Below are 24,725 nucleotides of genomic sequence, written 5' to 3'. Positions count from 1 at the left end.
GGCAGCGCCGGATGCCGGCTACTCGGCGGTATCCCCGGTCAACCGCGCTCGCAGTTGCTCCGGCGTGGTCACCGGCAGATCGCAGACCGTACCGCGGCACACATAGGCCGCGGCGGCGCCGTCGATCGCGGGCCGGTCGGCGAGTAATGGGACCGTGTTCTCGGTCGCTCGCAGGATGATCGTTCCGCCGGGCGCACAGTCCCGGGCGACCTCCAGCAGTTCCACATCACCCACCGGCACATAACCGGTGGTGGATATCGCGATCTGCAGCGGACCGTGCAGCGCGGCTTCGGCGACCGTGAGCCATTGCCCCGCCGAACGCGGCGCCTTGGCCAGCACCACCGCGCCCCGTGCCAGCGTGTGATCGGCCAGTTCCCGATAGCGGGCGGCATGCTCGGGTTCGACCACCGCGGACGCCGTGAGCAGCGCCTCGGCGAGCACGGAGGCACCGGCCGGGGTGGCGCCGTCGATGGGGTCGCGGGGGCGGGCGATCAGGGTTTCGGCGTCGTCTGCGGTATCGAACCAGCTACCGGGCTCGTCCGGGTCGGCGAAATGGGTGATCGCCGAATCCAGGATCCGGTGGATATCGGGCAGCCAGCCGGCCGACCCGGAGTACTGGTGCAGCGCCAGCAGCGCGGTGGCCAGCCAGGCGTAATCCTCGAGCACCCCCGGCGCGGTCCCGGCCACCCCGCCGAGCGAGGCCCGCAGCACCCGGTCGCCGACCACATGAACGCCGAGGATCACCCGGGACAGCTCGTAGGCCGCGTCGAACCAGTCCCGCCGGTCGAGTGCGCGGGCGGCCTCGCAGAGGGCGGTGATCGCCATACAGTTCCAGGCGGTAACCATTTTGTCGTCCCGCTCGGGTTGCGGACGCCGGTCGCGGGCGTCGCGCAGTGCGGTGCGGACGCGCTCGAACCGCTCGGCGTCCTCCGGGTCGCCGAGCCGGGTGAGGACGGAACTGCCCTGTTCGAAGTTCCCGCCGGCGGTGACACCGAAGACCTCCGCCGCCCAGGCCCCGTCGACCGGGCCGAGTTCCGCGACCAGTTCGGCGGGGTTCCAGACGTAGGTGGCGCCCTCCACTCCGGGCGACCCGGGTTCCACGTGGGTGTCGGCGTCGAGAGCGGAGGCGAAACCGTTCGCGGTGGCCAGATCGTCCAGCAGGAACGCGACCAGTTCCTCGGTGATCCGCCGGGGCAGCGGATCCTGCGGCGTGCGCCGGGCCAGATGGGCGTAGAAGCGCAGCAGCTGGGCGTTGTCGTACAGCATTTTCTCGAAGTGCGGGACCACCCACCCGGCGTCCACCGAATAGCGGGCGAAACCGCCGCGCAACTGGTCGTAGATACCGCCCCGGGCCATCGCCTCGGCGGTGCGGTCCACCACCGTCCGCACGCCGGGATCGCCGGTGCGCTCCCAGCTGCGCAACAACCCCTCCAGCAGCGCGGCCGGCGGGAACTTCGGGGCACCGCCGAACCCGCCGTGGGTTTCGTCGAAATCGCGGACCACCGCGGCGACGGCGTGATCCAGCAGGTCCGGGGTTATCTCGAGTTCGGTCTGCGGCAGCCCGCTCGCCTGCGCACGGAGTGCCTCCGACACCTGGTCGGCGGCGGTGTCCACATCGGCGCGCCGGTTACGCCAGGTGTCGGTGATCGCGGTGAGCAGCTGGGTGAAGGACGGCATCCCACCCCGCGGCATCTTCGGGTAATAGGTCCCGCAGTAGAACGGCTCACCCGCCGGCGTCAGGAAACAGGTCATGGGCCACCCGCCCTGACCGGTCATCGCGACGGTGGCGTTCATGTACACGGCGTCGAGGTCGGGCCGTTCCTCCCGGTCCACCTTGATGCAGACGAATTCGTCGTTCATCTGCGCCGCGGTCCGCTCATCCTCGAACGATTCATGCGCCATCACATGACACCAATGGCAACTCGCGTATCCCACCGACAGCAGAATCGGCACATCCCGCGCGGCAGCCTCGGCGAGCGCGTCAGCGTCCCATTCCCGCCAGTGCACGGGATTGTCGGCGTGCTGGCGTAGATACGGCGAGGTTGCAGTACCGAGACGGTTCACGATTCCAGCCTAGGGCAGTGCGAGCTCGCGGCACCCCCGCACACAACCAGGGTCTACGCCGGCCGCTGATCCGGTGGCACGGGCAGCGGCACATTACGATGTACATTTGCTGTCCACGGTGTGGAAGCGACCACCGGGGAGGGGAATTGATGCTTGCGGTGATCGGTACAGGCGGTGCAGCCGAGGTGGCGCAGGTATCGATTCCGCGCCGGCCGGAGCGCTGGCTGCGACTGCGAGTGTTGCTCGCCGCGCTCTGCCGGACCGATGTGCAGGCCGCAACCGGACAGCTGGCCATCGGTCGGCGGCGGATTCTCGGCCACGAGATGGTCGGGGAGGTGATCGAGTCCGATCCCGGGTGCCGGTATGGTCCCGGCGCGCGGGTCGCGGTGGCACTGCCGCTCGTGGCGTGCGCCGCGTGTACAGCCTGCGCCACCGGGGCGCGCTGCCCCGAGACGTTCATGCTCGGCGTCGATGTGGACGGAGCATTCGCCGAACAGGTCGTGGTACCGGAGACAGCGGTGTGCCCGGTACCGGAGTCGCTGCCGCTGCGCCGGGCTGCGTGTGTCGAGCCGCTGGCGGCGACCTCGGCCGTGCTCCGGGCGCCGATCCAGCCGGAGGAGCGCGGGGCCGTGCTGGGCGCGGGTCGGATCGCCGAGATGACCACGCGGGTATTGCGCGCCCACGGGTTCGCCACGGTGGACACCGGACCGGATCTCGCGGGTGGCTACGACTTCGTCGTGGAGGCCGCCGGGACCGCCACCGATCTCGATCGCGCACTGCGGCTGGTGCGCCCGGGCGGCGTGGTCGTTCTGAAAAGCCGGCCGGCGAAAACCCTGACGGTCGATGTCACCCGGGCGGTGCGCAACGACATCACCCTCGCCGCGGTGTCCTACGGCTCGTTCGACGAGGCGGTCCGCCTGGCCGGGGAGCTGCCGATCGACGATCTACTGGGACCCATCCGCCCGCTGGCGGAATTCTCCGACGCACTGGCGGCCGCCCAACGGGACCCGCAGGGGCCCAAACTCTTCCTCGAGCCGGTACCGGCGGGCTGAATGTGCGGGATCGTGGCGGTCCTGTGCACTGCCGAAACAGCCGGGGACATCGATGAGTCGACGCTCGCGCCGGCATTGCGGGCGCTCGCGCACCGCGGCCCCGACGACACCGGTCGCTGGATCGCCCCCGATCGGCGGATCGGGCTGGGACACAACAGACTCGCGGTGCGCGACGTCGCGGGTGGTGCGCAGCCGGTCAGCAGCGCCGACGGGCGAATCGTCGCCGTGGTGAACGGCGAACTGTACGACACCGCGGCCTTGGAGAAGGACCTGCGCGGATACGGGCATCGATTCCGGACCCGCTGCGACAGCGAGCTCGTCGTGCACGCGTGGGCACAGTGGGGTCCGGCGATGCTCGAGCGGCTACACGGCGAATTCGCCTTCGTACTCCGGGACGAGCGCACGCAGGTGCTCTTCGCCGCACGCGACCGATTCGGGGTCAAACCACTGGTCTGGGCGCGGCATGCGGGCCGGCTGCTGCTGGCCTCGCGGGTGCGCGGGCTGCTCGCGCTGGGGCTGTCCCCTGCCTGGGACCACGCAACGCTGCTCCGGAGTGCCGCGCTGCAGTATCCGTCACCTGCCGCGACCCTGTTCGCCGGTGCGCACGCATTACCCGCCGGGCACTGGATGATGGTTCGGGACAACCGGATTCGCATCGAAGAATACTGGGATCTCGACTATCCCCGCACGCCCCGGCCGTACACCGACCCGGCGGAGGCGGTCGAGGAGTTCACCCACCGGTTCGATGCGGCCGTCACCGCGCGACTGGCCGCGGATGTGCCGGTGGCCTATCAGCTGTCGGGCGGATTGGATTCGAGTGCGGTCCTGGCCACCGCGGCCCGGAGCAGCGCACAGGTGGAGGCGTTCACACTGTCGTTCGCCGACGGTGACGCCTATGACGAGGGTCCGCTCGCCGCCGCCACGGCCGCGTATGTGGGCGCGCGGCTGCACACCGTATCGGTCACCGACCGCGACCTGGCAGCCGCGTTCCCCGACGCGGTGGTACACGCGGAGTCGGCCTGCATCAACACCCATGCGGCCGCGAAACTACGGCTCCATGCCGCGGTCCGGGCAGCCGGATACCGGGTGGCGCTCACCGGCGAAGGCGCGGACGAAATACTGTTCGGCTATCCGCACCTGCGTGCCGATCTGCGCGGCACGGTCGGACAGCTGGCGGAATCCAACGGCGCCTCGGCGGGGTTGATGCTGCCCGACGGTTCCGGGATCCCGCTCACCCAGGTGCGGCGCACCCTCGGTTTCGTACCGACCTGGCTGGCCGCCAAAGCGTCCTTCGGATATCGGGTACGCCGGCTGCTGTCTCCGGAGTGGCGGCACGATTTCGATCACCGCGACCCTGGAGCGACCCTGCTGACGGATTTCGATCCGGCCCGCTTCGAGGGCCTCGGCCGGGTCGAACAATCCGCCTATCTGTGGACCAAGCTCGCGCTCGAAGGCTACATTCTGCGGGCACTGGGCGACGGGCTGGAGATGGCGAACGGCGTGGAGGGCCGGCTGCCGTTCCTGGACGGCGCGCTCGTCGACCATGCGCGGCGCCTGCCGACCGCGGCGAAAATCCACGACGGTGTCGAGAAATGGATATTGCGCGAGGCAATGCGCGATCGATTGCCCACCGCCGTGATCGAACGCGAGAAGCATCCCTTCCTCGGGCCGCCGATGGGGCCGCAGATGGTGGCGCTGGTCCGGGACATACTCGGCGACCCCTCTCTGCGCGGTCTCGGCGTTTTCGATTCCGCCCGGCTGGCCGTGCTGGTGGACCGGCTGGCGACCATGGACCCGGCGGAACGCAAAGCATTCGATCCGGTGCTGCTGTTCGTGGCATCGATAGGGATCCTGCACACGAGGATGGGAATGGCTATATGAGCTGGTGGGCCGAATTGTACGACGAGCTGCTCGCCGACCAGCTGCTCGTCCGGGACGAAGGCCAGGTCGAACCGGCACTGCGGTTCCTGATCGACCGGCTGGAACTCACCGGCCGGGCCCGCGTGCTCGATCAGTGCTGCGGTATCGGCAGCCTGACCGTTCCGCTCGCGCGGCAGGGGTTCCGAATGACCGCGGTCGATCAGGCGGCCGGATATATCGAACGCGCCCGCCGTGAAGCCGGCTCTGCCGGGGTCACAGTGGAATTCACTGCCGCCGACGCCTGCGTCTTCCTACCCGCACATCCGGTGGATGCGGTGTTCAACTGGTGGACCAGCTTCGGCTACGGCGACGACGACGAGAACCGCAGGATGCTCGAACGTGCCTTCGACGCGCTGCGCCCCGGCGGGCGATTCGCCCTGGACACCATGAACGTGCCCGGCGTACTGCGTGGATTCCGGCCCGATTCGATCCTGCACCGCACCACCGGGCGCGGACAGGTGACCTTGCTCCGCGAAACCTCGATCGACTTCGCCGCCGGCCGAATGCTGAAGGAGTGGACGTATTTCGTCGACGGCCAATTCGCGACCCGTCACCACAGCTCGGTGCGGTTGTATCTACCCGACGCCATCGTCACGATGCTGCGCGCGGTCGGGTTCGCCGATATCGAACTGGTCGGCGACCTCACCGGCGCACCGCTGACCCTGGACAGTCCCCGTTTGATCGTGCTGGCGAGGAGGCCGCGATGACCAGCCCGGATGATGCCGGATTCCCGGACCGCACCCGTTCCGGCGACGACGCCGAGTTGCGCCGGAAACTGTACGGAGGCACCGTCTTCCTCCTTCCGGCCACCACGGCGTCACGACTTCTGGTCGATTACGCGCGCGACTGTCTCGACGAGGAGGTCGGCCCCGACCCGCGGACCTGCCACGAACGGTACGGCGATGAGGAACTGTTCGAACGGGTCGGCCGGGTCCGGCGTCGGATCTACACCGAACCCACCGGCCAACGACTACTGCGCGAAACCGCGGCAAGTGCCGGTTTCCCCGCCGCGGAAACCGCATTCGATCCCGCCCGGCTGCGCGCCATCATCCACGGGGCAGCGGACAATCCGCGCGCCGCGCCCGTCTACTACCCGCACCGGGATACCTGGTACGGGCATCCCGGCGCGGTCGTGACGATCTGGACGGCCCTGGACGACCTGGATCCGGCCGAGACCTTCGTGTTCTATCCGGAGCGATTCGACCGCCCGGTGGCCAATGATTCGGAGATCTTCGACTACGACGACTGGGTGTCGCGCGGCTGGAGCCTGAAGATCGGCTGGCAGGATCGTAATGCGTCGTTGACCGCGCGCTATCCCCAGGTGGTCGGCCGCGAGGACTACGGTCCCGCAGCCGGATTCTCCTGCCGCGCGGGCGAGATCCTGCTGTTCTCCGGTAGTCATTTCCATCGGACGCTCCGTCAGGATCGCGGTCTGTCGCGGTTCAGTCTCGATGCGCGCATGGTGCATCTCGGCGATTACGCCGCGGGTGCCGGAGCCCCCGATAGCGACAATCGTTCCCGTGGCAGCGCAGTCCCGGACTATATCCAGCCGGGGACGGACATTTAGCCGTGTGCCACGGACCCGAATTCCTGAAGCTGTTCGACGACATCGTCCGGGAACACCATGACCGGGTAGCGGTCGACGCACACGATGGGATGTGGACCTTCGCCGCGCTCGCCGAGCATTCCCGGCTGTGGGCACGCGAGCTGCGCGCCGCCGGGGTCCGGCCCGGCGATGTCGTCGCGCTGCGCACCGGGCACAGCGCATGGCATATCGCGTCCGTGCTCGCCCTCTGGCGGCTGCACGCTGCCTTCCTGCCCATCGATCCGGCCGCACCGGACTCCCGGGGGCGCGACATCCTGATCGAGTCACGGGCTCGCGCCGTCATTTTCACCGATGACGCGGGTCCGCGCGCCGAACGACTACCCGGCGACCACCCGCCCTTGTCCGCCCCGGCCGACGATCTCGCCTACGTGATCTACACCTCCGGTTCCACCGGCCGGCCGAAGGGTGTCCGCATCGCTCATTCCGGCCTGGTGCCGATGCTCGCCGCGCAGATCTCGATGTTCGACCTGGGTCCGGGCGCACGGGCACTGCTCACCCTCTCCACGGCCTTCGACGGGTCGATCTCCGATATCGGCACCGCACTGCTGTCCGGGGCCACCCTGGTGATCCCGCGGCACCCCGCGAGCGCCGGCACCCTGCCGGAACTGCTCCGCACGCGGGCCATCACCCACGCGGACCTGCCGCCCTCACTACTCACCCGCATCGATCCGGCGTCGGCACCCGCCTGTCTGCGGGTCGTGGTGATCGGCGGGGAGGTCTGTGCGCCGGATACGGTGCGGGCGTGGGCCGCGCGCGTGCGCCTGGTCAATGTCTACGGCCCCACCGAGGCGACCGTCTGCACCAGCATGCAGGTATGCGATCCGCAGACGTGGGCGCGGCCGTTACTGGGCACGCCACTGCCGCATATCGAGTACGACCTGGTGGACGGTGAGCTGCTGATCTCGGGTTCCGGTCTCGCACTGGGCTACATCGATCGCCCCGACGCCGAGCGCGCGCGTTTCCTCGAACGCGCGGGCCGGCGCTGGTACCGCACCGGCGATCTCGTCCGGGCCCACGCGAGCGGGGAGTGGGAATTTCTCGGCCGCATCGATCGTCAGGTGAAGATCCACGGCCGATTGATCTGCCCGGAGGAGATCGAGGCGTGCCTGCGCGCGATCGACGGTGTTCGCGAGGCCGCCGTAGTCGCCCTGCCGGCCGTCGGCGGATACGGCGCGACCGACGCCGTCGCCACCCTGCGCGCCGATATTCCGGTGACACTCGTCGCCCATGTCGGTCTTCGCGATCCGGGACAGCTGTCGGCCGGCGAGATCCGGACGCAACTGGCGCGGTCGCTGCCTGCGTGGATGTTGCCCCGTATCGAGGTTGCCGGGGCGCTCGATCGCGGCGCTACCGGCAAGATCGATCATCGGGCGCTGGTCCGGCACACCGCTCGGCACCCGGTGGCCGAGGACGCAGCGGTCGATCACCGGACCGAGGTGATCGCCGAGTCCTTCGCGGCAGCGTTGGGGCTTGCGGAAATCGGCGCCGACGAGGACTTCGGACAGCTGGGGGGGAACTCGCTCAGTGCCCTGCGCGTGGTCGCGGAAGCCGGAGTGCGCGGGGTCGATATCGAACTCACCACGGTGCTCACCGCGCGGACACCCACCGCGATCGCCCGCGCGCCACGGCATACGCATCGCACGGTCGAGGCACTCGACCGGCTCGCCGGCCATGTCGCGGCGGAGGCCGGGGCGACGCGGCTACGTGCGGGCACCGGATCGGACTGGTTGATCACCGGAGCATCGGGTTTCCTCGGCGGCCGGCTGCCGGCGGAGTTGCTCTCCCGTACCGGGGCACGGGTGCACTGCCTGGTCCGGGGCACGGATACGGCGGATGCCGCGGCACGGTTGGGCGCTATCGCGGACCACCCACGGATTCGGGTTCATGCCGGCGATATCGCGGCACCGTTCCTGGGCCTGCCACGGGATACCTGGTCGGTGCTGTGCGAGCGGGTCGGCGTAGTGGTCCACGCGGCTGCGGCGCCGAGCCTGACCCTGCCCTTCAGCGATCTGGCGGCCGTCACGGTGCGGGGTGCCGCGGAGATCGCCCGGTTCGCCCGCTCGTCGGGCGCGAAGGTCCACCACATCTCGTCGCTGGCGGTGCTGGCTTCCAGCGATCTGGATGCGGATGTTCTCGACGAACATATCGATCCGGAGCCCGGCACCCGTGTCCACGGCGCCTACCCGCAGACGAAATGGGCCGCCGAGTCCGTATTGACCCGGCGCGTTCCGAACCTGTGTGTGATCCGGCCCGGGCTGCTGACCGCGGACTCACACAGCGGAGCAGGCGCGGCCCGGTGTCCGCTGACCGCATTCCTGCGCGCGGTGGCCGTCCTCCGCTGTCTGCCCGATACCGACGACGATCGATGGCGGGTGAATATCACCCCCGTCGACCATGCCGTCACCGCGATCGCCACGATCCTGACCGGCGACCGGCATCCGCCCCGGGTGCATGTGGCCGGTGAACACGGTGTTTCCCTACGCCGACTGCGCACGGCCTTGTCCTGCTTCGTTCCGGTGGAAACGGTGACCGCGGCCGAATTCCTCCGCCGTGCCCGCGAGCACCTCGCGCCGGACGACGCCTTGGCCCTCGTCGTGTCGTCCTATCGGCTGACCGGCACCGACGCGCACCGGGACGCGGATCTGTTCCTGCAGACCGGACGCCGGTTCCCGGCCGAGGTATTACGCGCGACGACCGGAGCCGCGCTCCCACCCATCGATCACGACCTCCTGTGCCGCTATGCCGAATTCGCGGTCCGATCCCTCGCCCGGGCACAGTGATACGTATGACGACCGGGATGGTTCTGGGCAAATTTCTGCCGCCGCACGCGGGACATGTGTATCTGTGCGAATTCGCGCGCAATTGGGTCGACAACCTCAGCATCGTGGTCGGGACCCTGGCGGCCGAACCCATTCCGGGCAGTCTGCGCCACCGGTGGATGCGCGAACTGTTCCCGTTCGACGAGGTCATCCACCTCACCGACGAACTGCCCCAGGACCCCTCGGAGCATCCGGACTTCTGGAACCTCTGGCAGGAGAGCCTGCGCCGGGTGCTGCCGTATCCGCCGGATATCGTCTTCGCCTCCGAGCCCTACGGGCAGCCGCTGGCCGAGATCCTCGGCGCGCGATTCGTCCCGGTGGATCTTCCGCGCGCCACCGTGCCGGTCAGCGGCACCGCCATCCGGGCCGATCCGATGGGCCACTGGGATTACCTGCCCCGGTGCGTCCGCCCGCATTACGTGAAGCGGGTAAGTATCTTCGGCCCCGAATCGACCGGCAAAACCACGCTGGCCCGCACCCTGGCCGATACCTTCGAAACCGTCTGGGCCCCCGAATGGGCCCGCACCGTCCTGGAGCGACGGGCAGGCTCTCTCGACGGAGTCGATTGGACCGAGTTCGTGCACGGTCAGATCGCGACAGAAGAAGCCCTGGCCCGCACTGCGAATCGCCTCATGTTCTGTGATACCGATCCACTGCTGACCACGGTGTGGGCCGACGAACTGCTCGGCGAATGCCCCCCGGAACTGTTCTCCGCCATCGGCACCCGGACCTACGACCTCACCCTGCTCACCGAGCCGGACGTGCCCTGGGTCGCGAACCCCGTCCGCTATCTCCCCGAGGGTGGCGCGCGTTTCGCAGCGCGCTGCCGCGCGGCCGTCACCGCAGCGGGTCGATCCACGGTAGTCCTGAGCGGAGACTGGGACACCCGCCTCACCACGGCTGTCGAAGCCGTGGAACAGCTACTCGAACAGTAGGGCAACCGGCACAATGGCCGGTCCAGCACTCAGGCCGCCGCGCCGAGGACTGAATGGCCCCTGACGACGCGACCGGAACCGCACATTCCCGGGTCATGGATTGCGTTGCCATGTTGCTTGATCGAGCGTTCGACGAGAACGCGGGCCGTCCCCGCCAGGGGCGCCGAGTGGCAGGCCGGTCTCCAGTCGATCGAGTCTGGTTCGGATAAGACCGATAACCTGGTCGCTGGGCCACCCGACCAGCAGATCCGGACCCAGTGCGCCTATCGCGGTGCGCAATGAGCTGCCGAGCTCGTCCAGGGCTGCAACCGCCTCCGCTTCGGGCAACCCCATAGCCCTGGCCTCGTCGATCAGAGCCGTGCGGTCAACCTTTGCCAAGGTCACCTGCGTACCGACCGGGGTCGCCATATGACCACTCAGTTCGGGATAGATCAACGTGCACAGGCAGTCGTACAGCGGTGCGAGCGTGACACTTCCGTCATTCAGCAGCAGCGAGTAGTTCTTCCCGTGACCGTCCTCGTCGCCGACGATCGCGCGGAAAGCCAGCTGACGGAACAGCCGTACGAGTTCTGCGCCGGGTGCATCGGTGAACTGCCTGAGTAGCTTGGCCATTCGTTTGCTCGGCCGGCTGATGTGGTACTTGTCCACCGGCCGCAGCCCCACCGCCTGGCACATATCCTCCTGGTGGAGCCGATCGATCGTGCCGTCGGCTCGTATTCTGCGGTCGTACCGCTCGGCCACGAGCACCCCGACGCCTCGTACGTCCTCGACCCACACCGGGCATTCGGTCAGCCCGATCTCGCGAGCCAGCGTCATGACAAGTGCCTCGTTCCGTGCGCTGTGCGGCCAGGCGCCAGTGGGCTTGAGGATATGGGTCGACGGTGCTCCGTCCACGGGTTCGCACCAGCGGTCGCCGACCCGGGCCAGCAGCAACTTGGGCTGCGCTCCGGCCAGCGACGTCCGAATGTCACGACTGAGATCAGCGCCGAGCGGATGCTCCGGCAGTGCCGTCACGAGCCCCGCCAAACCGGTCTCGTCGATCTCCTCGTACCGGCCTCGCGAGGGCTCCACCGAACCCGCGGGCATGGCCACGACAGCGCCGGCGCATTCGCGGCCGTAGGCAGCCAGCAACAACACGGTGTCACTCGCGGCGTCGGGAGCACCGTTGCGCAGTTGTACACCACGCACCTGGGCCGCCGCGGCCTCCAACGCCCGCCCTTCCGGAAGTAACCCTTCCAAGAAGGCGCGAGCCATTGCCGGAGCACTGGGGCCCGGCGTGGGCAGCGAGCAGGACAACAGCGGAACTTCACTGCCGACCTCGGCCGCGATCCGGTCCTCGTAGACAATCCGGACCTTGGCTCCACGATCGCGGCTGATCGTCCGCGCCACCAATCGGCCGCCGAGCCACAGATCCAGTTCCATGGGTCAAGCCTGCCCGCGTGGCCGGATCGCCAGCTCGAGCCCCAGCGCCGCCAGCGCATCGAAAATCAGCTCCACAGCCCGGGTCTCGTTCCCGGCTTCCAGCGTGTGGATGGCGTATCGGTTGGCTCTCGTCCGCTCGGCCAGCTCGGCTTGCGTCAGCCCGGCCTCCACGCGAGCAGCGCGAACTGCCCGCCCCAAGGCCTCCGGGGAGCGGATAGGTGTCGATCTACCATCCAACGATGTGGGCATTTTCCAACATTATGTCGCCCTGATCCCGATGTCAAAGAATTCTCACATTGGTTCGTTCGGGCCGCGATGTTGGAAAATGACCACATTCAGACGACTGGATCCAGCACCGCCGCTCCGAACCCCACAGCCCAGCTGACCCGCCCGAGCCGGATGCACCTGGTCAGCGGCATTCGTCGGGGGCGGGTTCCCCGCGCAGCCGCGCGTCGAGCCAGGCGAAGGAACCGGGGAATCCGGTGCCGAGCCCGCTCACGTGCTCGCCGGGTTCGCTGCGGAAGACCGCGCTGACACCGCGTGCGCACTGCTGCCGGTAGAGCTCCTGAGCTCCTTCGATGGGGATCCAGAGATCGTGTGCGGCGTGGTAGATGTACAGCGGCGCCCCGGAGGTGTGCTCGCTGAGGTCCGTACGCGCGAAGACCTGTTCGGCAACGTCGCTGTGGAGCGGATCGGCGATATTCGCGGCGACATCGATCGGGATACCGACCACGCCCATCGGGCCGGCGACTTCCCCGCAGGCGTTCTTGATGGGAGAGGTCGCCGCCCACTGCGCAAGGTTGTTCAGGTGCCCGAGTATTTCGGGGTGCTCACGCGCCATCGCGAGCACGACGACCAGGAGGACTCCGGAGGCGAAATTACCGTTGAACCGGTCGGCGATATCGCGGTTGTCGGTGACGAGTCCGCCGGTGCTCACACCGACAACGATGTCGGACAGGTCCGGGGCGTATTCATCGAGCAGCATGGCCGTCGCATAGGAGGCGATACCGCCACCGGAGTAGCCGCCGACGGCGAAACGGCTGTCGCCGAATTCGGCGCCGGGCAGCGACCGCGCGGCCCGGATACCGTCGAGAATGACCTGCCCGGCGACATTGGGTTCCGCATAGGCCATCCAAGGGCCCTCGTGATCAGGGATCAGGACCGCGTAACCCCGGCTCAGGGCCGAGGCGGCGGTCGGCGGGAACGCATCGGTGGCGCTGCTACCGCTGACATTGCTGCCGAGCCCATGTGCCAGCGTGTAACCAGGTGTACAACGCTTGCCCAGGGAGTTGATCGGCCGGGCGTCGACCAGTACGGGCCGGGTACCGGGCCCCGGCCATGCGGTGGGTGGGGTGACCAGTGTCGCCGTGCCGTAGGAAGGTCCGCCGTTCGCGGAGGTCGAGCGATATTTCAGCAGCCGTGCGCTGCCCACGGGCGTCGCCAGGACCTCGGCTGCTGTGGCGGTCACATCGCGTTGTTCGAGGATATCGCCGGGTTCCGAATCGCCCAGCTGCTCCGGCCAGGTATCGAAGATCGGATCCCCGGTCGGCGAGGATTGCACCGCACTCCACAGTGCCGCCAGCTCGGGGGACATATCCGCGTGTGGCGGTGCGGCTGCCGGCGGTATGGGCGGTGCGGGTATCACGTCATCGATCTGTTCCTGCAGCTCGGACGGCGCCGCCGGCTCGGCGTGTACCTCGGCCGCAAAATGCTGTCCGGTCAGCAGCAGGCAACTGATCGTGCTGGTGATCAGCAGCATGCGTAGCGACCACCCGCGAGACAGCCGCGCATGTCGATCGTTCATTCGGGTTCCTTCAGCGATCGGTGAACAGGTCCGTGGCAACAGGCTGGGTGAGGAGCCTCGTCGTTCGATGCCGTCTCATCGCCGAACGCTATGACGCACTGTACGTTTCGAGCAGCGCCGCTATTCTACTGATCTTGAACAAAGCGCACCGTGGCGAAAACCACAGTGCGCAACGACGATCCGCTGTGAGATCCCACCGATCTCGTGTTTCGACTTGCGGACCGCGGACAGTGGCTGCCGATACTCGGGGGCAAACATGGTGAATAGAGAGTGTGGATACGCGTGAAGCCGCTCGGGGCGATCATGGTTACTTTGCTTGTCGGTTGTGCGGCGGCGGTCGGGCAGCTGCCCCGCGCCTACGCGGAGCCATCGGCAGGCCCGGACGTGTCGAATCCGTCACCCCTCCAGGAGTGGATCGACAACACGATCCCGGCGCCACCACAATTCGCGGGTAGCGCACCCGACGAGGCGCTGTGGCGCGGGGTATTGCCCTCGGCGGTCGACGACCCGATCTTCGATTCGTGGCCCGCCGACCTCGCGACGTTCACCCCGGGCCAGATCGTCGAAACACGAGACATCACAGCGACCGCCGCCATGCGGATGCCCACCCCCATCGCGCGCGCGACCTTGCTGAAATTCCGGTCCACCTCCGCCACCGGTGCTCCGGCCTTCGGAACCGCGACACTGATCGTCCCGGCGGCCGAATGGACCGGCCCCGGGCCCCGGCCGGTGGAGGTGAACGCGATGCCGATCAATTCACTCGGAGCGCACTGCACCCCCGGCTTCCAGTTGTCGCACGACCTCTTGGACCGGCCCAACGGCGATTTCCCGGTTTTCCTGCCGTCGGTCTGGTTGGCACTGAGCAAGGGATACGCGGTCCTCATGCCGGACCACGAGGGTCCGCTGATGGCATACGCCGAGCCCAATATCGCCGGCCACGTCATGCTCGATTCGATTCGCGCCGTGCGCGGCTTCGCACCGGCCGAATTCGGTGACAGCCGATATGTGGCCGTCGGTTATTCCGGTGGCGCGATCGCCGCCTACGCGACGGCCATGCTGCTCGACGAGTACGCGCCGGAGCTGTCGGGTTCGCTGGTGGGCGCGGCGGCAGGTGGGCTGGTGACCGACAATGCGAACGTGGCTCACCAGTTCAACGGCAATATCTCCTCCGGGATCCTGTTGACGGTGGCGCTGGCGGTGTCGCGCGAACGTCCCGAGATCTTGCAGTACATGAATCATCTCGGGCAATGGGTGGCATCCTCGCCGCTGCGCGATATCTGCGGCGACGCCTCGGGCCCGCTCGGTGTGGTCGGTATTCCGATCGATGTCGCGGCGAATACCGCGAACGCACTCGACACCCCGTTCGCCGCGAAAACCTTCGAGCAGCTGGACCTGAACGACCGGACCTCGGCCGTGCCGCTGTTCATCTACCACGGCTTGCACGATCCGTGGATTCCGCTCGGCGACGCCGAGCGGATGTATCGGGGACAGTGCGATCGCGGCGTTCCCGGCGTCTTCCGCGTCGTGGGCGGCGAGCACTTGATCGGTTACGTCAGCGGCTATCCCGAACTCAGCGGCTGGATCGACGCGCGGCTGCGCGGCGAAGCAGCGCCGAACGAATGCTGAGCGACCGGCCGGGCAGCGGTCTCCTATCGTGGACCCGTGATCAGAACCGCTGCCCTGGCCCATATTCGTGACCGCCGGCTGATCCAGACCCGGTCGACCGGAAAGACCGTGTTCTATATGGCGGGCGGCAAGATCGATTCCGGGGAAACGGCACTGCAGGCACTGCACCGGGAGATCCGGGAGGAGCTCGGGGTCGAGGTCACCGAGGTTACCGAGCTGGGTGTTTTCCGGGCCGAGGCGTACGGGCACGCGGCCGGTACGCAGCTGCATATGACATGTTTCCGGGCCGAGTTGACCACGGAACCCGCACCGACGGGCGAAATCGCCGAGTTCCGGTATTTCACCGGCGCCGAGTACGCCGGGATGCCGGAGGTCGCCCCGGGGTCGCTACTGGTCTTCGAACACCTGCACCGGCTCGGCTTGATCGACTGGTGATCCGGCTGCGTCAGGCCGACGATCCAGCGGACCTTCTTGGATACGACGGCAGCCGCCACGCCTTGATCGTGACGGCTGCTGTACACATTCGCTAAGAGGGGCTTTCGGAATCGTCCTTCGCACTGTGCGACGGCTCTTCCGCCCTGCGGACCATCCCGGGCTCGGTCCCCTCGTCGGCTTCCTGATCCGGTTCCGGATGTTCCGGTTCGAAGGTTTCCGGCAGGTTCTTCAGATGTTTGTTCATCGATCGGACCAGCAGGAATGTCCCGGCGAGCAGGATCAGGACAACGGCCAGGCCGATCGGGGAGGCCTTACCGAACTCCGGGCCGGTCGGTGTGCCCGGGGTCTGTGCCAGGAACCCGGAGGCGAGAACGGAGAGCTGCGTCACGGTCATCAGCGGTGCTCATCGGTGATGCCGGCGAACAGGTCGGTTTCCGGGATATCGGTGCGCACCCGGGTGCGGGCCAGTTCGAACTCCTCGGTCGGCCAGAGCCGCTGCTGCATTTCCAGCGGAATGGCGAAGAAGGCACCGTTGGGGTCGACCTGAGTGGCGTGCGCCCGCAAGGCGTCGTCGCGGCGGGGGAAGTACTTACCGCATTCGACCTGGGTGGTGACCCGGGCCATGATGTCGCCGCGTTCGACGGCGTACTTGCGGGAGCGGTCGAGCCATTCCTGCAGCGGGAACGGTTCGCCCATCTTGGTGAATTCCTCGGCGAACACTTCCATCCGCCGGATCGTGAACCCGTGGTCGTAGTACAGCTTGAGCGGGGTCCACGGATCGCCGGCGTCCGGGAACTTCTCGGGGTCGCCCGCTGCCTCGAACGCCGCGACCGACACCTCATGGCACCGGATATGGTCGGGATGCGGATAGCCACCCATCTCGTCGTAGGTGGTGATCACATGCGGCTTGAATTCGCGCACCACCCGGACCAGCGCCTCGGTGGATTCCTCCAGCGGAACCAGCGCGAACGAACCCTCGGGCAGCGGCGGCAGCGGGTCACCCTCGGGTAGTCCGGAGTCGACGAAACCCAGCCAGGTCTGCCGGACACCCAGCGCGGCGGCTGCGGCCGCCATCTCCTCCCGCCGGATCTCGTCCATCCGCTCCAGCACCCCGGGGGTGTCCATGGCCGGATTGAGAATGCTGCCGCGTTCCCCGCCGGTCAGCGTGACAACCAGGACCTCATGGCCCTCGTCGGCATATCGGGCGGTGGTGGCACCGCCCTTGCTGGATTCGTCGTCAGGGTGGGCATGCACCGCCATGAGGCGAAGGCCACTCACTTCTCGTTCACCGTCGCTCTCGGTCGCGGGTGTTCGGACTTCATTACCTATAGTTCCATCTGGACCGATTCTGTTCCGACCTACCCCCCGGGAGCACCAAATCATGACCGAGCCCACGCCGGAACCCGGGCGCACCGCCGCGGCGGGCACCGCCGCCTCCTCCGGGGCGGCCGGGGCGAACTCCGGTCACGACCGTTACGCCGACCGCTACGGCCGCACCCCGGGCCCGAAGCGATGGCGTCGGCTGGGGGCGCTGCTCACCGGTGTGGTGGTACTGGCCGGTATCGGCGTCGCGTATGTGGGCTGGAAGAATTTCGGTCCGAAGGACATCGAATCCGAACAGCTCGGCTATACGGTGCTCGACGAATCCTCGGTCGAACTCCGGATCCGGCTCACCCGCTCGGATCCCACGGTCCCGGTGGTCTGCGTGGTGCGCGCCATGTCCCGTGACCTCACCGAAGTCGGCCGGCGCGAGGTGCTGGTCCAGCCGTCGGCCGGCGAGGAAACGGTCCAGGTGAGCACAGTGATCGAAACCAGCGAAAACCCGGCCTCGGCCGCAATCTACACATGCACCGACAGTGTGCCCGGGTACCTGCGGACCGAATAGTTGTGGCGCCGACGTAGCCTTTCGTCCCAGCGTCCGAATAGTGCATATCCACGGCCGGAGGCGGCGCCGAAGATAGGGCAAACCTTCTCCGACCTGCATTTTTGTGATTCATGCTAAAATGGCTTCACACACGGTTCCGGGGCACGGAGCCGTGTTTGCTGCATTGGCGGCCGACGCGGTCGATGCCGGGAAGGCGAAAGGGTCCGGCATCAGACTGTCGGGGTACTCGAACTTCCCGCAGATCGCGATAGCCGTCGGCTGAAGCATGCCTGCCTGCGGTGGGCCGTGCTGCAGTGCTCAGGGAATCCCGGCCTGCCGGGGACAACTACTAGGGAGTGATCGAGATGACTGAGACCCAAGTGACCTGGCTGACCCCGGAGTCGCACGACAGGCTCAAGAGCGAACTCGACGCGCTCATCGCCAATCGTCCGGTCATCGCCGCCGAGATCAATGAGCGCCGCGAAGAAGGCGACCTCAAGGAGAACGGCGGCTACCACGCGGCGCGGGAAGAGCAGGGCCAGCAGGAGGCCCGCATCCGGCAGCTGCAGGAACTGCTGAACAATGCCAAGGTCGGCGTGGCGCCCACCAAGTCCGGGGTCGCTCTGCCGGGGTCTGTCGTGAAGGTCTACTACGACGGTGACGAAGACGATACCGAGACCTTCCTCATCGCGACCCGCGAGGAAGGCCTGGGCAATCCCGATCTGGAAACCTACTCCCCGAGCTCTCCGCTCGGCGGGGCGTTGATCGACGCGAAGGTCGGCGAGACCCGCGAATACACCCTGCCCAACGGCAACACCATGAAGGTGACGCTGGTCAGCGCGGAGCCCTACCACAGCTGACGGCACCGTCGCGGCGGCCGCCGCGGCCGGTGCTGCGAACGAGACGAGCGGCCACATCCGAATTCCCGGATGTGGCCGCTCGTTCATGTTCTGCGCTTCTCCCCGATGCCGTCGGTGCCGGATGGGCCGGTTCAGTTCAGTGCCTGCTCCAGATCGGACAGCAGATCACTGATGTCCTCGATACCCACCGAGAGCCGCACCAGATCGGCCGGCACCTCCAGTTCCGATCCTTCCGTGGAGGCGTGGGTCATCGCCGCCGGATGTTCGATCAGCGATTCCACGCCGCCGAGCGATTCGGCGAGGGTGAACACCTTCGTCCGCGAGCACAGGTCGCGGGCCGCGTCGGGGCCGCCCGCCAGCCGGACCGAGATCATCCCGCCGAACCGCCGCATCTGCTTGTCGGCGACGGCGTGACCGGGATGTTCCGGCAGGCCGGGATAGATGACGTGACTGATGGCCGGGTTCCGGGACAAGAATTCGGCCAGGGTTTCGGCATTGTCGCAGTGGCGGTCCATCCGCAGCGACAGCGTTTTCGTGCCGCGCAGGGTGAGGAAGGCGTCGAACGGGCCCGGCACCGCACCGGCGCCGTTCTGCAGGAACGCAAAGGCGGTATCGAGTGCGGCGTCGTCGGTGATCAGCGCGCCGCCGATGACATCGGAATGGCCACCCAGGTATTTGGTGGTCGAATGCACCACCACATCGGCGCCGAGCAGCAGTGGCTGCTGCAGGTACGGGGTGGCGAAGGTGTTGTCGACGACCAGTTTGGCGCCGGAGGTGTGCGCGATATCGGCCAGGGCCGGGATATCACCGATATTGAGCAGCGGATTCGTGGGCGTCTCCACCCAGATCAGCTTGGTTTCGGGCCGGATGGCGGCCCGCATCGCGTCGATATCGGTGACCGGGGCCGGCGAATGGCTGATGCCCCATTGGGTGAAAACCTTGTCGATCAACCGGAAGGTACCGCCGTAGGCGTCGTCCGGGATGACGATATGGTCGCCGGGCCGCAGCATTGCCCGCAGCGCACAGTCGCTTGCGGCCATCCCGGAGGCGAAGGCCCGGCCGTACCGGCCGGACTCGAGGGCGGCCAGGTTGGCTTCCAGCACCGTGCGGGTGGGGTTGCCGGTGCGGGCGTACTCGTACCCGTCGCGCAGTCCGCCGACTCCGTCCTGGGCGAAGGTGGAACTGGCGTAGATGGGTACATTCACCGCGCCGGTCCGCGGTTCGGGATCGTAACCGGCGTGGACAGCCCTGGTGGTGAATCCCAGTTCGCTCATAGGCCCACCATAAACGTCGGACTCCGGGGGTCGTACGCCGGGATTACGCTGGCCCCATGCTGACCGTGGCCGAACTGTTCGCGACAGACACCCTCATCACCGCCGAGGAACGGGAGATCCGCGATACCGTCGCGGCGTTCACCGACCGCCGGATCCGGCCGTATATCGCGGAATGGTTCGAGACCGGCAGTTTCCCGGTCCGCGAGATCGCCCCCGAACTCGGGAAAATGGGTGTCCTGGGGATGCATCTGGAGGGTTACGGCTGCGCCGGTCTCCCGGCGACCGCCTATGGGCTGGCCTGCCAGGAACTGGAGGCGGCGGATTCCGGGCTGCGCTCCCTGGTGTCGGTGCAGGGGTCCCTCGCGATGACCGCCATCCACAAGTACGGCTCCGAGGAGCAGAAGAACCATTGGCTGCCGGATATGGCGGCGGGCCGGACGCTGGGCTGTTTCGGACTCACCGAACCGGATTTCGGGTCCGATCCGGGCGGTATGCGCACCCGGGCGCGGCGCGACGGTGACGACTGGGTGCTCAACGGGTCCAAAATGTGGATCACCAACGGCTCGATCGCGGATATCGCGGTGGTGTGGGCCAAGGTGGACGTGAACGGGAAGGACCTCGTCCGCGGGTTCCTGGTCCCGGCCGGAACGCCGGGATTCACCACCCGGGAGATGACCCGGAAGCTGTCATTGCGTGCCTCGATCACGGCCGAACTGACGCTGGCCGACGTCCGGCTGCCCGCGTCGGCGGTGTTACCCGGAGCCGAAGGGCTCTCCGGCCCGCTGTCCTGTCTGAGCGAAGCCCGGTTCGGCATCATTTTCGGGGCACTGGGCGCGGCCCGCGACTGTCTGCGCGCGACGATCGAATATTCGCGCACCCGGGAGGTTTTCGACAAACCCTTGGCCGCATATCAGCTGACGCAGGCGAAATTGGCGGATATGGCCTTGGAATTGGGTAAGGGACAACTGCTCGCGCTGCACCTCAGCCGATTGAAGGATCGCGGCGAACTCACTCCGGAACAGGTGAGCGCCGGGAAACTGAACAGCACCCGGGAAGCGATCGCCATCGCCCGGGAATGCCGCACGATATTGGGCGCCAACGGAATAACCCTCGACTATCCGGTACTGCGGCATGCGAACAATCTCGAATCGGTGCTCACCTACGAGGGCACGGCCGAGGTGCATCAACTGGTTCTGGGCAAGGCGCTCACCGGCGCTTCCGCATTTCGCTGAGCGAGCCGGAGCCACTTGCCATTTCACACCGGTCCACTCGCGGTTATCGACGAATACACTGCCTCACAACGTGTCCCGCGCGAGCGGAGGACATTGTTACCAACCGTCATCCTCGAGCCATCTTCGTGTCACCCATGAGCCGGGCAGAGGGCGCACTCTGATATCGCACCCAGGGGCGGGTCGGGAAACGTCCCGGGTGAAGTACACGGAGGTGCGTTATGAACTCGCAGTCGCCCGGACCCGGTAATCGACGGCCGGCCACCTCGGCCAGGGCCGTCCCCAGTTCCAGAGTCGTGCGGAATTCGCGCGACCGCCTCCCCGCCCTACGATTACCCGATCAGCGTGAGCTCGTCGCCGCGTTCACCGCGACCGAACATCCGCAGACCGGCCAGCCATTACTGACCTGGGCGAATACCCTGGCGCACCTGCATCGCCGTCGGCACGGCGATCCGCTGTCGACGGCCGGAATCGATTGCCGTCGCGCCGAGGTGGTCGAATTGATCGACCGCTGGGTCAGCGCTCGGGTCACCGAGGTGCGCACCCGCCGGTTGCGCGCCGATTCGCTGGGGATGACGATCGATCTGATGGCGGCCGCGCATGTGCACGCGAACCACTTGCTGCACCACTGTGAACGCGTTTCCGATGATCGGGTACACGCGGCGTGGTACCGGCTGGCGCTGCTGGCCGACGAATGGACCGATCTGGTGACCGGGGCCGAGCCGATGCGGCGCAAAATATGACCTCATACCCCCTACTACCTGCGGAATTGCGCTGAATATCACAATTCGATATATGGCGGCGCGTTGTTACCATTGGGTCATGTTCGCCCTGGGTCCCCGTATGTTCGAAATCTCCGCCCGCCGTTTCCTGGAGGGTATCCACCGAACTCACGGGGCTCCGGCGCTCGCCGCGGCCGCGGCGCTCCCGGGCCTGTCGGCGGTACTGGATCAGCACGCCGCCGCGGTACGCGACATCCTCGACCTCGGCATCGACTCGGCCGACCGGATCCCCGCAACCGTCCTGCTGGCCGGATATATCCGCGGGCTGCTGGACGAGCTGACCACGCCGATTACCGAGCCCGCCGATTGGGCCACCGCCGAGTGGCTGCATCTGCGCGTGGCCGGTGCCTGCCTGCTGTGTTGATTTGCGCCGCCTCCGGCGTCGCCGGTTCGGGGCCCCCTTGGTCTCGATTCTTCACTCCGCCGCTCCTCCGCTTCGCTCCCCCGCTCTGTCGCTCCAGAATCGAGACGGGCCCCGAACCACCGGGGTGAACCCCCTACATCCGGCGTTACCGCAGGTGACGCGGCTCTCCACCACCGCCGTAGGGCGGCCGGCCGCCGTACGGGTTCCCGTATTGCTGGCGGTAATCACTACCCGGCATCTGCTGCCCGAATTCACCGGGTTCGCCCCGGTAACCGCCCTGTGCGGGCTGAGGATGGTCCCACTGCTCCGGATCCCGCGGCCCGGGTCCCTGCCCCTGAACCGGTTGCTGACCTCCCGCGCGCTGCCGGGACGCATCCTCCCGGCCCCGCTGATAGGCCTCGGCATGACCACGCACCGCGGGCATCTCCTCTTCGAGCCCGTTGAGCCAGGACTCCCAGCGCTGCTGCATCGGCCGCACCAGACCACCACCGACACCGACCACCAGAATCCCGCCCAGCGTGGCCAGTACCGCGATCAGGATCGGCGTGGTGACCGCGGTGGCCACCCCGATCTGGTTCAGCGCGGCGATGATGCCGATACCCCAGATGAACACCGACGCGATCCGGCCGATCATCGGGCCGTAGCTCAGGCCACCGAGCGCGTTGGTCACCAGATCGCTGACCGCGTGCGCGATCGCGCCCGCAATACACACGATCAGGATCGCTACCGCCAGCCTGGGCAGCCAGCCGACGATGCCGTCGATCACCTCGCTCACCGGGTTCGGCCCGAAAACGCCGAAGCCGAGTTGCAGGGCGATCAGCAGAATCGCGTAGTACGCCAGTTTCGCCAGCAGATCCGAGGCATCGTATTTGCTGCGCGAGAGCATCCGCTCGATCCCGCCCCGCTCGACCAGCCGATCGAAACCAACCCGCTCCAGAACCTTGTCGACGATCGTCGCAACCACTTTGGCGATGATCCAGCCGATCAGCAGGATGACCAGGAAGCCGGCGAGCTTGGGTACGAATGTCGCGACCGAACTCCACGCGTCAGAGAATCCCTGCTGGAAATCGATTGCCAAACTCGAGGTTCGCACAAGCCTTTCCCTTCGCTCTCCGAACGAACATGGCATTTGCCACGCACGGTGTACGACTCGTTATACCTCGGATGAGCTGGATAAACCTGTGATTGCCGAATAATTGCTAATTGGCCGCCCGGCCGGTGCTGAGAAAGCCCAGCAGATCGTGGCGGGTGATCACACCGACCGGTTTGCCGTCCTCGACGACCATGAGTGCGTCGGTATCCGACAGCGCCTTGGTCGCCGCGGAAATCGGCTCCCCGGACCCGATCAGCGGGAACGACGAGCTCATATGCTGGGCCACCGAATCGGTGAGCTGCGCGCGACCGGAGAACACCGCGGACAGCAGATCCCGCTCGGAAACACTCCCGGCCACCTCACCGGCCATGACCGGCGGTTCGGCACCGACGACCGGCATCTGCGACACCCCGTACTCGCGCAGGATCTCGATAGCGTCGCGCAAGGTTTCCGAGGGATGGGTGTGCACCAGATCCGGCAGTTCCCCGGACTTACCGCGCAGCACATCGCCCACCAGGGTTTCGGCCGTGGATCCGTCGAGCGGCGTCCGCAGGAATCCGTAGGAACTCATCCACCGGTCGTTGAAGATCTTCGACAGATAACCGCGGCCACCGTCGGGCAGGAGCACCACGACCACGGCATCCGGATCCCGCCGGGCGATCTCGAGCGCCGCCACCACGGCCATCCCGCACGAACCGCCGACCAGCAGGCCCTCCTCGCGGGCCAGGCGGCGGGTCATATCGAAGGAGTCGGCGTCGGAGACGGCGATGATCTCGTCCGGGATCGCCGGATCGTAGGCCGACGGCCAGAAATCCTCGCCGACACCCTCCACCAGGTACGGCCGCCCGGTGCCGCCGGAGTACACAGAGCCCTCCGGATCGGCACCGATGACCTGGACCTTCCCGCCGGACATCTCTTTGAGATAGCGCCCGGCACCGGTGATGGTGCCGCCGGTGCCCACACCGGCGACGAAATGGGTCACCGTGCCCTCGGTATCGCGCCAGATCTCCGGGCCGGTGGTCTCGTAATGGCTGTCCGGGCCGTTCGGGTTGGAATACTGGTCGGGTTTCCAGGCGCCGTCGATCTCCTGGACCAGCCGGTCCGAAACGCTGTAGTAGCTGTCCGGGTGCTCCGGGGGCACAGCGGTCGGGCACACCACCACTTCGGCACCGTAGGCGCGGAGCACGCTGCGCTTGTCCTCGCTCACCTTGTCCGGGCAGACGAAGACGCAGTGGTAGCCGCGCTGCTGCGCCACCAGGGCCAGCCCGATACCGGTATTACCCGAGGTGGGTTCGACAATGGTCCCGCCGGGCCGCAGTTCCCCGGACTTCTCGGCCGCGTCGATCATCTTGACCGCGATCCGGTCCTTCGAGCTACCGCCCGGGTTCAGATACTCGATCTTGGCCGCCACCAGACCGGCACCCGAGGGAACCACCGAGTTCAATCGGACCAGTGGGGTGTTGCCGATGAGGTCCACGACATGATCCGCGATGCGCATACCCCCATCGTTGCAGAGACGTTGCCGGCGGCCTCGGCGTGGTCCGGCACGACGCCGCGACCACCGCCGGTAAATCCG

Annotated in this window: 22 protein-coding genes; 13 read left to right on the top strand and 9 right to left on the bottom strand. The window is 67.3% G+C overall.

The window, feature by feature from the left end; all coding sequences use genetic code 11:
- Positions 1 to 18: 18 nt before the first annotated feature.
- Entirely contained in the window at positions 19 to 2,064 is a 2,046-nt protein-coding gene (locus tag ACIA75_RS28795) for a thioredoxin domain-containing protein (RefSeq protein WP_397109492.1), read from the bottom strand.
- A 149-nt stretch (positions 2,065 to 2,213) separates the two neighbouring features.
- Here ACIA75_RS28795 and ACIA75_RS28790 point away from each other — a divergent pair, with 149 nt between their 5' ends.
- The 6 genes from ACIA75_RS28790 to ACIA75_RS28765 are packed head-to-tail and all read left to right on the top strand — an operon-like array spanning position 2,214 to position 10,396.
- A complete protein-coding gene (locus tag ACIA75_RS28790; RefSeq protein ID WP_397109490.1) occupies positions 2,214 to 3,116 on the top strand; it encodes an alcohol dehydrogenase catalytic domain-containing protein in 903 nt (300 codons plus the stop codon).
- Positions 3,117 to 4,997, top strand: a complete 1,881-nt coding sequence (gene asnB, locus ACIA75_RS28785; RefSeq protein WP_397109488.1) for an asparagine synthase (glutamine-hydrolyzing) — start codon at positions 3,117 to 3,119, stop codon at positions 4,995 to 4,997.
- Complete coding sequence (locus ACIA75_RS28780; protein ID WP_397109486.1) at positions 4,994 to 5,743, top strand: class I SAM-dependent methyltransferase; 750 nt, start codon at positions 4,994 to 4,996, stop codon at positions 5,741 to 5,743. The genes asnB and ACIA75_RS28780 overlap by 4 nt, the downstream gene beginning before the upstream one ends.
- Positions 5,740 to 6,603, top strand: coding sequence for a phytanoyl-CoA dioxygenase family protein (locus tag ACIA75_RS28775; RefSeq protein ID WP_397109484.1), 864 nt, complete (start codon positions 5,740 to 5,742; stop codon positions 6,601 to 6,603). Before ACIA75_RS28780 ends, ACIA75_RS28775 begins: the two co-directional genes overlap by 4 nt.
- 2 nt (positions 6,604 to 6,605) lie before the next feature.
- Positions 6,606 to 9,422, top strand: a complete 2,817-nt coding sequence (locus ACIA75_RS28770; protein ID WP_397109482.1) for an AMP-binding protein — start codon at positions 6,606 to 6,608, stop codon at positions 9,420 to 9,422.
- A 5-nt stretch (positions 9,423 to 9,427) separates the two neighbouring features.
- Positions 9,428 to 10,396: an AAA family ATPase gene (locus tag ACIA75_RS28765; protein ID WP_397109480.1), complete on the top strand. Its 969-nt coding sequence runs from the start codon at positions 9,428 to 9,430 to the stop codon at positions 10,394 to 10,396.
- Positions 10,397 to 10,489: 93 nt separating this feature from the next.
- Here ACIA75_RS28765 and ACIA75_RS28760 read toward each other — a convergent pair whose 3' ends face one another.
- The 3 genes from ACIA75_RS28760 to ACIA75_RS28750 form a co-directional block, all read right to left on the bottom strand.
- The gene (locus ACIA75_RS28760; RefSeq protein ID WP_397109478.1) at positions 10,490 to 11,818 is read right to left on the bottom strand and encodes a HipA domain-containing protein; all 1,329 of its coding nucleotides are present in this window, start codon (positions 11,816 to 11,818) and stop codon (positions 10,490 to 10,492) included.
- Positions 11,819 to 11,821: 3 nt separating this feature from the next.
- Positions 11,822 to 12,067 (bottom strand): helix-turn-helix domain-containing protein, encoded by a 246-nt coding sequence (locus ACIA75_RS28755; protein ID WP_397109476.1) that lies wholly within the window; start codon positions 12,065 to 12,067, stop codon positions 11,822 to 11,824.
- Between the two features lie 160 nt (positions 12,068 to 12,227).
- Entirely contained in the window at positions 12,228 to 13,622 is a 1,395-nt protein-coding gene (locus ACIA75_RS28750) for a lipase family protein (protein ID WP_397109474.1), read from the bottom strand.
- A 282-nt stretch (positions 13,623 to 13,904) separates the two neighbouring features.
- Here ACIA75_RS28750 and ACIA75_RS28745 point away from each other — a divergent pair, with 282 nt between their 5' ends.
- Positions 13,905 to 15,248 carry a lipase family protein gene (locus tag ACIA75_RS28745; protein ID WP_397109472.1) on the top strand — a complete coding sequence of 448 codons (1,344 nt, stop codon included), beginning with the start codon at positions 13,905 to 13,907 and terminating at the stop codon, positions 15,246 to 15,248.
- 36 nt (positions 15,249 to 15,284) lie between these two features.
- Positions 15,285 to 15,683 (top strand): NUDIX domain-containing protein, encoded by a 399-nt coding sequence (locus ACIA75_RS28740; protein ID WP_397109470.1) that lies wholly within the window; start codon positions 15,285 to 15,287, stop codon positions 15,681 to 15,683.
- Positions 15,684 to 15,774: 91 nt separating this feature from the next.
- On the opposite strand, the gene ACIA75_RS28735 is transcribed toward ACIA75_RS28740, so the two are convergent.
- Both ACIA75_RS28735 and mca read right to left on the bottom strand, forming a co-directional pair.
- On the bottom strand, positions 15,775 to 16,077 hold the full coding sequence (locus tag ACIA75_RS28735; protein ID WP_397109468.1) for a hypothetical protein: 303 nt from the start codon (positions 16,075 to 16,077) through the stop codon (positions 15,775 to 15,777).
- Positions 16,077 to 16,943 (bottom strand): mycothiol conjugate amidase Mca, encoded by an 867-nt coding sequence (mca, locus tag ACIA75_RS28730; protein WP_397110313.1) that lies wholly within the window; start codon positions 16,941 to 16,943, stop codon positions 16,077 to 16,079. Before mca ends, ACIA75_RS28735 begins: the two co-directional genes overlap by 1 nt.
- A 121-nt stretch (positions 16,944 to 17,064) precedes the next feature.
- Between mca and ACIA75_RS28725 the strand changes: the two genes are divergently transcribed.
- On the top strand, positions 17,065 to 17,568 hold the full coding sequence (locus tag ACIA75_RS28725; RefSeq protein WP_397109466.1) for a DUF4307 domain-containing protein: 504 nt from the start codon (positions 17,065 to 17,067) through the stop codon (positions 17,566 to 17,568).
- 344 nt (positions 17,569 to 17,912) lie between these two features.
- Entirely contained in the window at positions 17,913 to 18,407 is a 495-nt protein-coding gene (gene greA, locus ACIA75_RS28720; RefSeq protein ID WP_280402730.1) for a transcription elongation factor GreA, read from the top strand.
- A gap of 131 nt (positions 18,408 to 18,538) precedes the next feature.
- Here greA and ACIA75_RS28715 read toward each other — a convergent pair whose 3' ends face one another.
- Positions 18,539 to 19,681: a cystathionine gamma-synthase gene (locus tag ACIA75_RS28715; RefSeq protein ID WP_397109464.1), complete on the bottom strand. Its 1,143-nt coding sequence runs from the start codon at positions 19,679 to 19,681 to the stop codon at positions 18,539 to 18,541.
- Positions 19,682 to 19,737: 56 nt separating this feature from the next.
- On the opposite strand from ACIA75_RS28715, the gene ACIA75_RS28710 reads away from it, so the two are divergent.
- The 3 genes from ACIA75_RS28710 to ACIA75_RS28700 all read left to right on the top strand — a co-directional run bounded on the left by ACIA75_RS28710 (position 19,738) and on the right by ACIA75_RS28700 (position 22,056).
- A complete protein-coding gene (locus tag ACIA75_RS28710) occupies positions 19,738 to 20,913 on the top strand; it encodes an acyl-CoA dehydrogenase family protein (protein ID WP_397109462.1) in 1,176 nt (391 codons plus the stop codon).
- 218 nt (positions 20,914 to 21,131) lie between these two features.
- A complete protein-coding gene (locus ACIA75_RS28705; protein WP_397109460.1) occupies positions 21,132 to 21,653 on the top strand; it encodes a DUF4254 domain-containing protein in 522 nt (173 codons plus the stop codon).
- Between the two features lie 79 nt (positions 21,654 to 21,732).
- The gene (locus ACIA75_RS28700) at positions 21,733 to 22,056 is read left to right on the top strand and encodes a DUF6401 family natural product biosynthesis protein (protein WP_397109458.1); all 324 of its coding nucleotides are present in this window, start codon (positions 21,733 to 21,735) and stop codon (positions 22,054 to 22,056) included.
- Positions 22,057 to 22,201: 145 nt separating this feature from the next.
- Here ACIA75_RS28700 and ACIA75_RS28695 read toward each other — a convergent pair whose 3' ends face one another.
- Entirely contained in the window at positions 22,202 to 23,149 is a 948-nt protein-coding gene (locus ACIA75_RS28695; protein WP_397109456.1) for a hypothetical protein, read from the bottom strand.
- 106 nt (positions 23,150 to 23,255) lie between these two features.
- Positions 23,256 to 24,647 (bottom strand): cystathionine beta-synthase, encoded by a 1,392-nt coding sequence (locus tag ACIA75_RS28690; protein WP_397109454.1) that lies wholly within the window; start codon positions 24,645 to 24,647, stop codon positions 23,256 to 23,258.
- Positions 24,648 to 24,725 lie beyond the last annotated feature (78 nt).

It is taken from the genome of Nocardia sp. NPDC051750, from assembly GCF_044453135.1.
Taxonomy (GTDB): domain Bacteria; phylum Actinomycetota; class Actinomycetes; order Mycobacteriales; family Mycobacteriaceae; genus Nocardia.
This window is presented reverse-complemented; position numbering and strand designations above follow the sequence as displayed.

Bases quoted from the DNA above. Each gene is read 5' to 3' on its own strand.
- ACIA75_RS28760 (WP_397109478.1), bottom strand. From the start codon at position 11,818: ATGGAACTGGATCTGTGGCTCGGCGGCCGATTGGTGGCGCGGACGATC.
- greA (WP_280402730.1), top strand. From the start codon at position 17,913: ATGACTGAGACCCAAGTGACCTGGCTGACCCCGGAGTCGCACGACAGG.
- ACIA75_RS28765 (WP_397109480.1), top strand. From the start codon at position 9,428: ATGACGACCGGGATGGTTCTGGGCAAATTTCTGCCGCCGCACGCGGGA.
- ACIA75_RS28725 (WP_397109466.1), top strand. From the start codon at position 17,065: ATGACCGAGCCCACGCCGGAACCCGGGCGCACCGCCGCGGCGGGCACC.
- asnB (WP_397109488.1), top strand. From the start codon at position 3,117: ATGTGCGGGATCGTGGCGGTCCTGTGCACTGCCGAAACAGCCGGGGAC.
- ACIA75_RS28735 (WP_397109468.1), bottom strand. From the start codon at position 16,077: ATGACCGTGACGCAGCTCTCCGTTCTCGCCTCCGGGTTCCTGGCACAG.
- ACIA75_RS28750 (WP_397109474.1), bottom strand. From the start codon at position 13,622: ATGAACGATCGACATGCGCGGCTGTCTCGCGGGTGGTCGCTACGCATG.
- ACIA75_RS28705 (WP_397109460.1), top strand. From the start codon at position 21,132: ATGAACTCGCAGTCGCCCGGACCCGGTAATCGACGGCCGGCCACCTCG.
- ACIA75_RS28700 (WP_397109458.1), top strand. From the start codon at position 21,733: ATGTTCGCCCTGGGTCCCCGTATGTTCGAAATCTCCGCCCGCCGTTTC.
- ACIA75_RS28755 (WP_397109476.1), bottom strand. From the start codon at position 12,067: ATGCCCACATCGTTGGATGGTAGATCGACACCTATCCGCTCCCCGGAG.
- ACIA75_RS28780 (WP_397109486.1), top strand. From the start codon at position 4,994: ATGAGCTGGTGGGCCGAATTGTACGACGAGCTGCTCGCCGACCAGCTG.
- ACIA75_RS28690 (WP_397109454.1), bottom strand. From the start codon at position 24,647: ATGCGCATCGCGGATCATGTCGTGGACCTCATCGGCAACACCCCACTG.
- ACIA75_RS28790 (WP_397109490.1), top strand. From the start codon at position 2,214: ATGCTTGCGGTGATCGGTACAGGCGGTGCAGCCGAGGTGGCGCAGGTA.
- ACIA75_RS28775 (WP_397109484.1), top strand. From the start codon at position 5,740: ATGACCAGCCCGGATGATGCCGGATTCCCGGACCGCACCCGTTCCGGC.
- ACIA75_RS28715 (WP_397109464.1), bottom strand. From the start codon at position 19,681: ATGAGCGAACTGGGATTCACCACCAGGGCTGTCCACGCCGGTTACGAT.
- mca (WP_397110313.1), bottom strand. From the start codon at position 16,943: ATGGCGGTGCATGCCCACCCTGACGACGAATCCAGCAAGGGCGGTGCC.
- ACIA75_RS28710 (WP_397109462.1), top strand. From the start codon at position 19,738: ATGCTGACCGTGGCCGAACTGTTCGCGACAGACACCCTCATCACCGCC.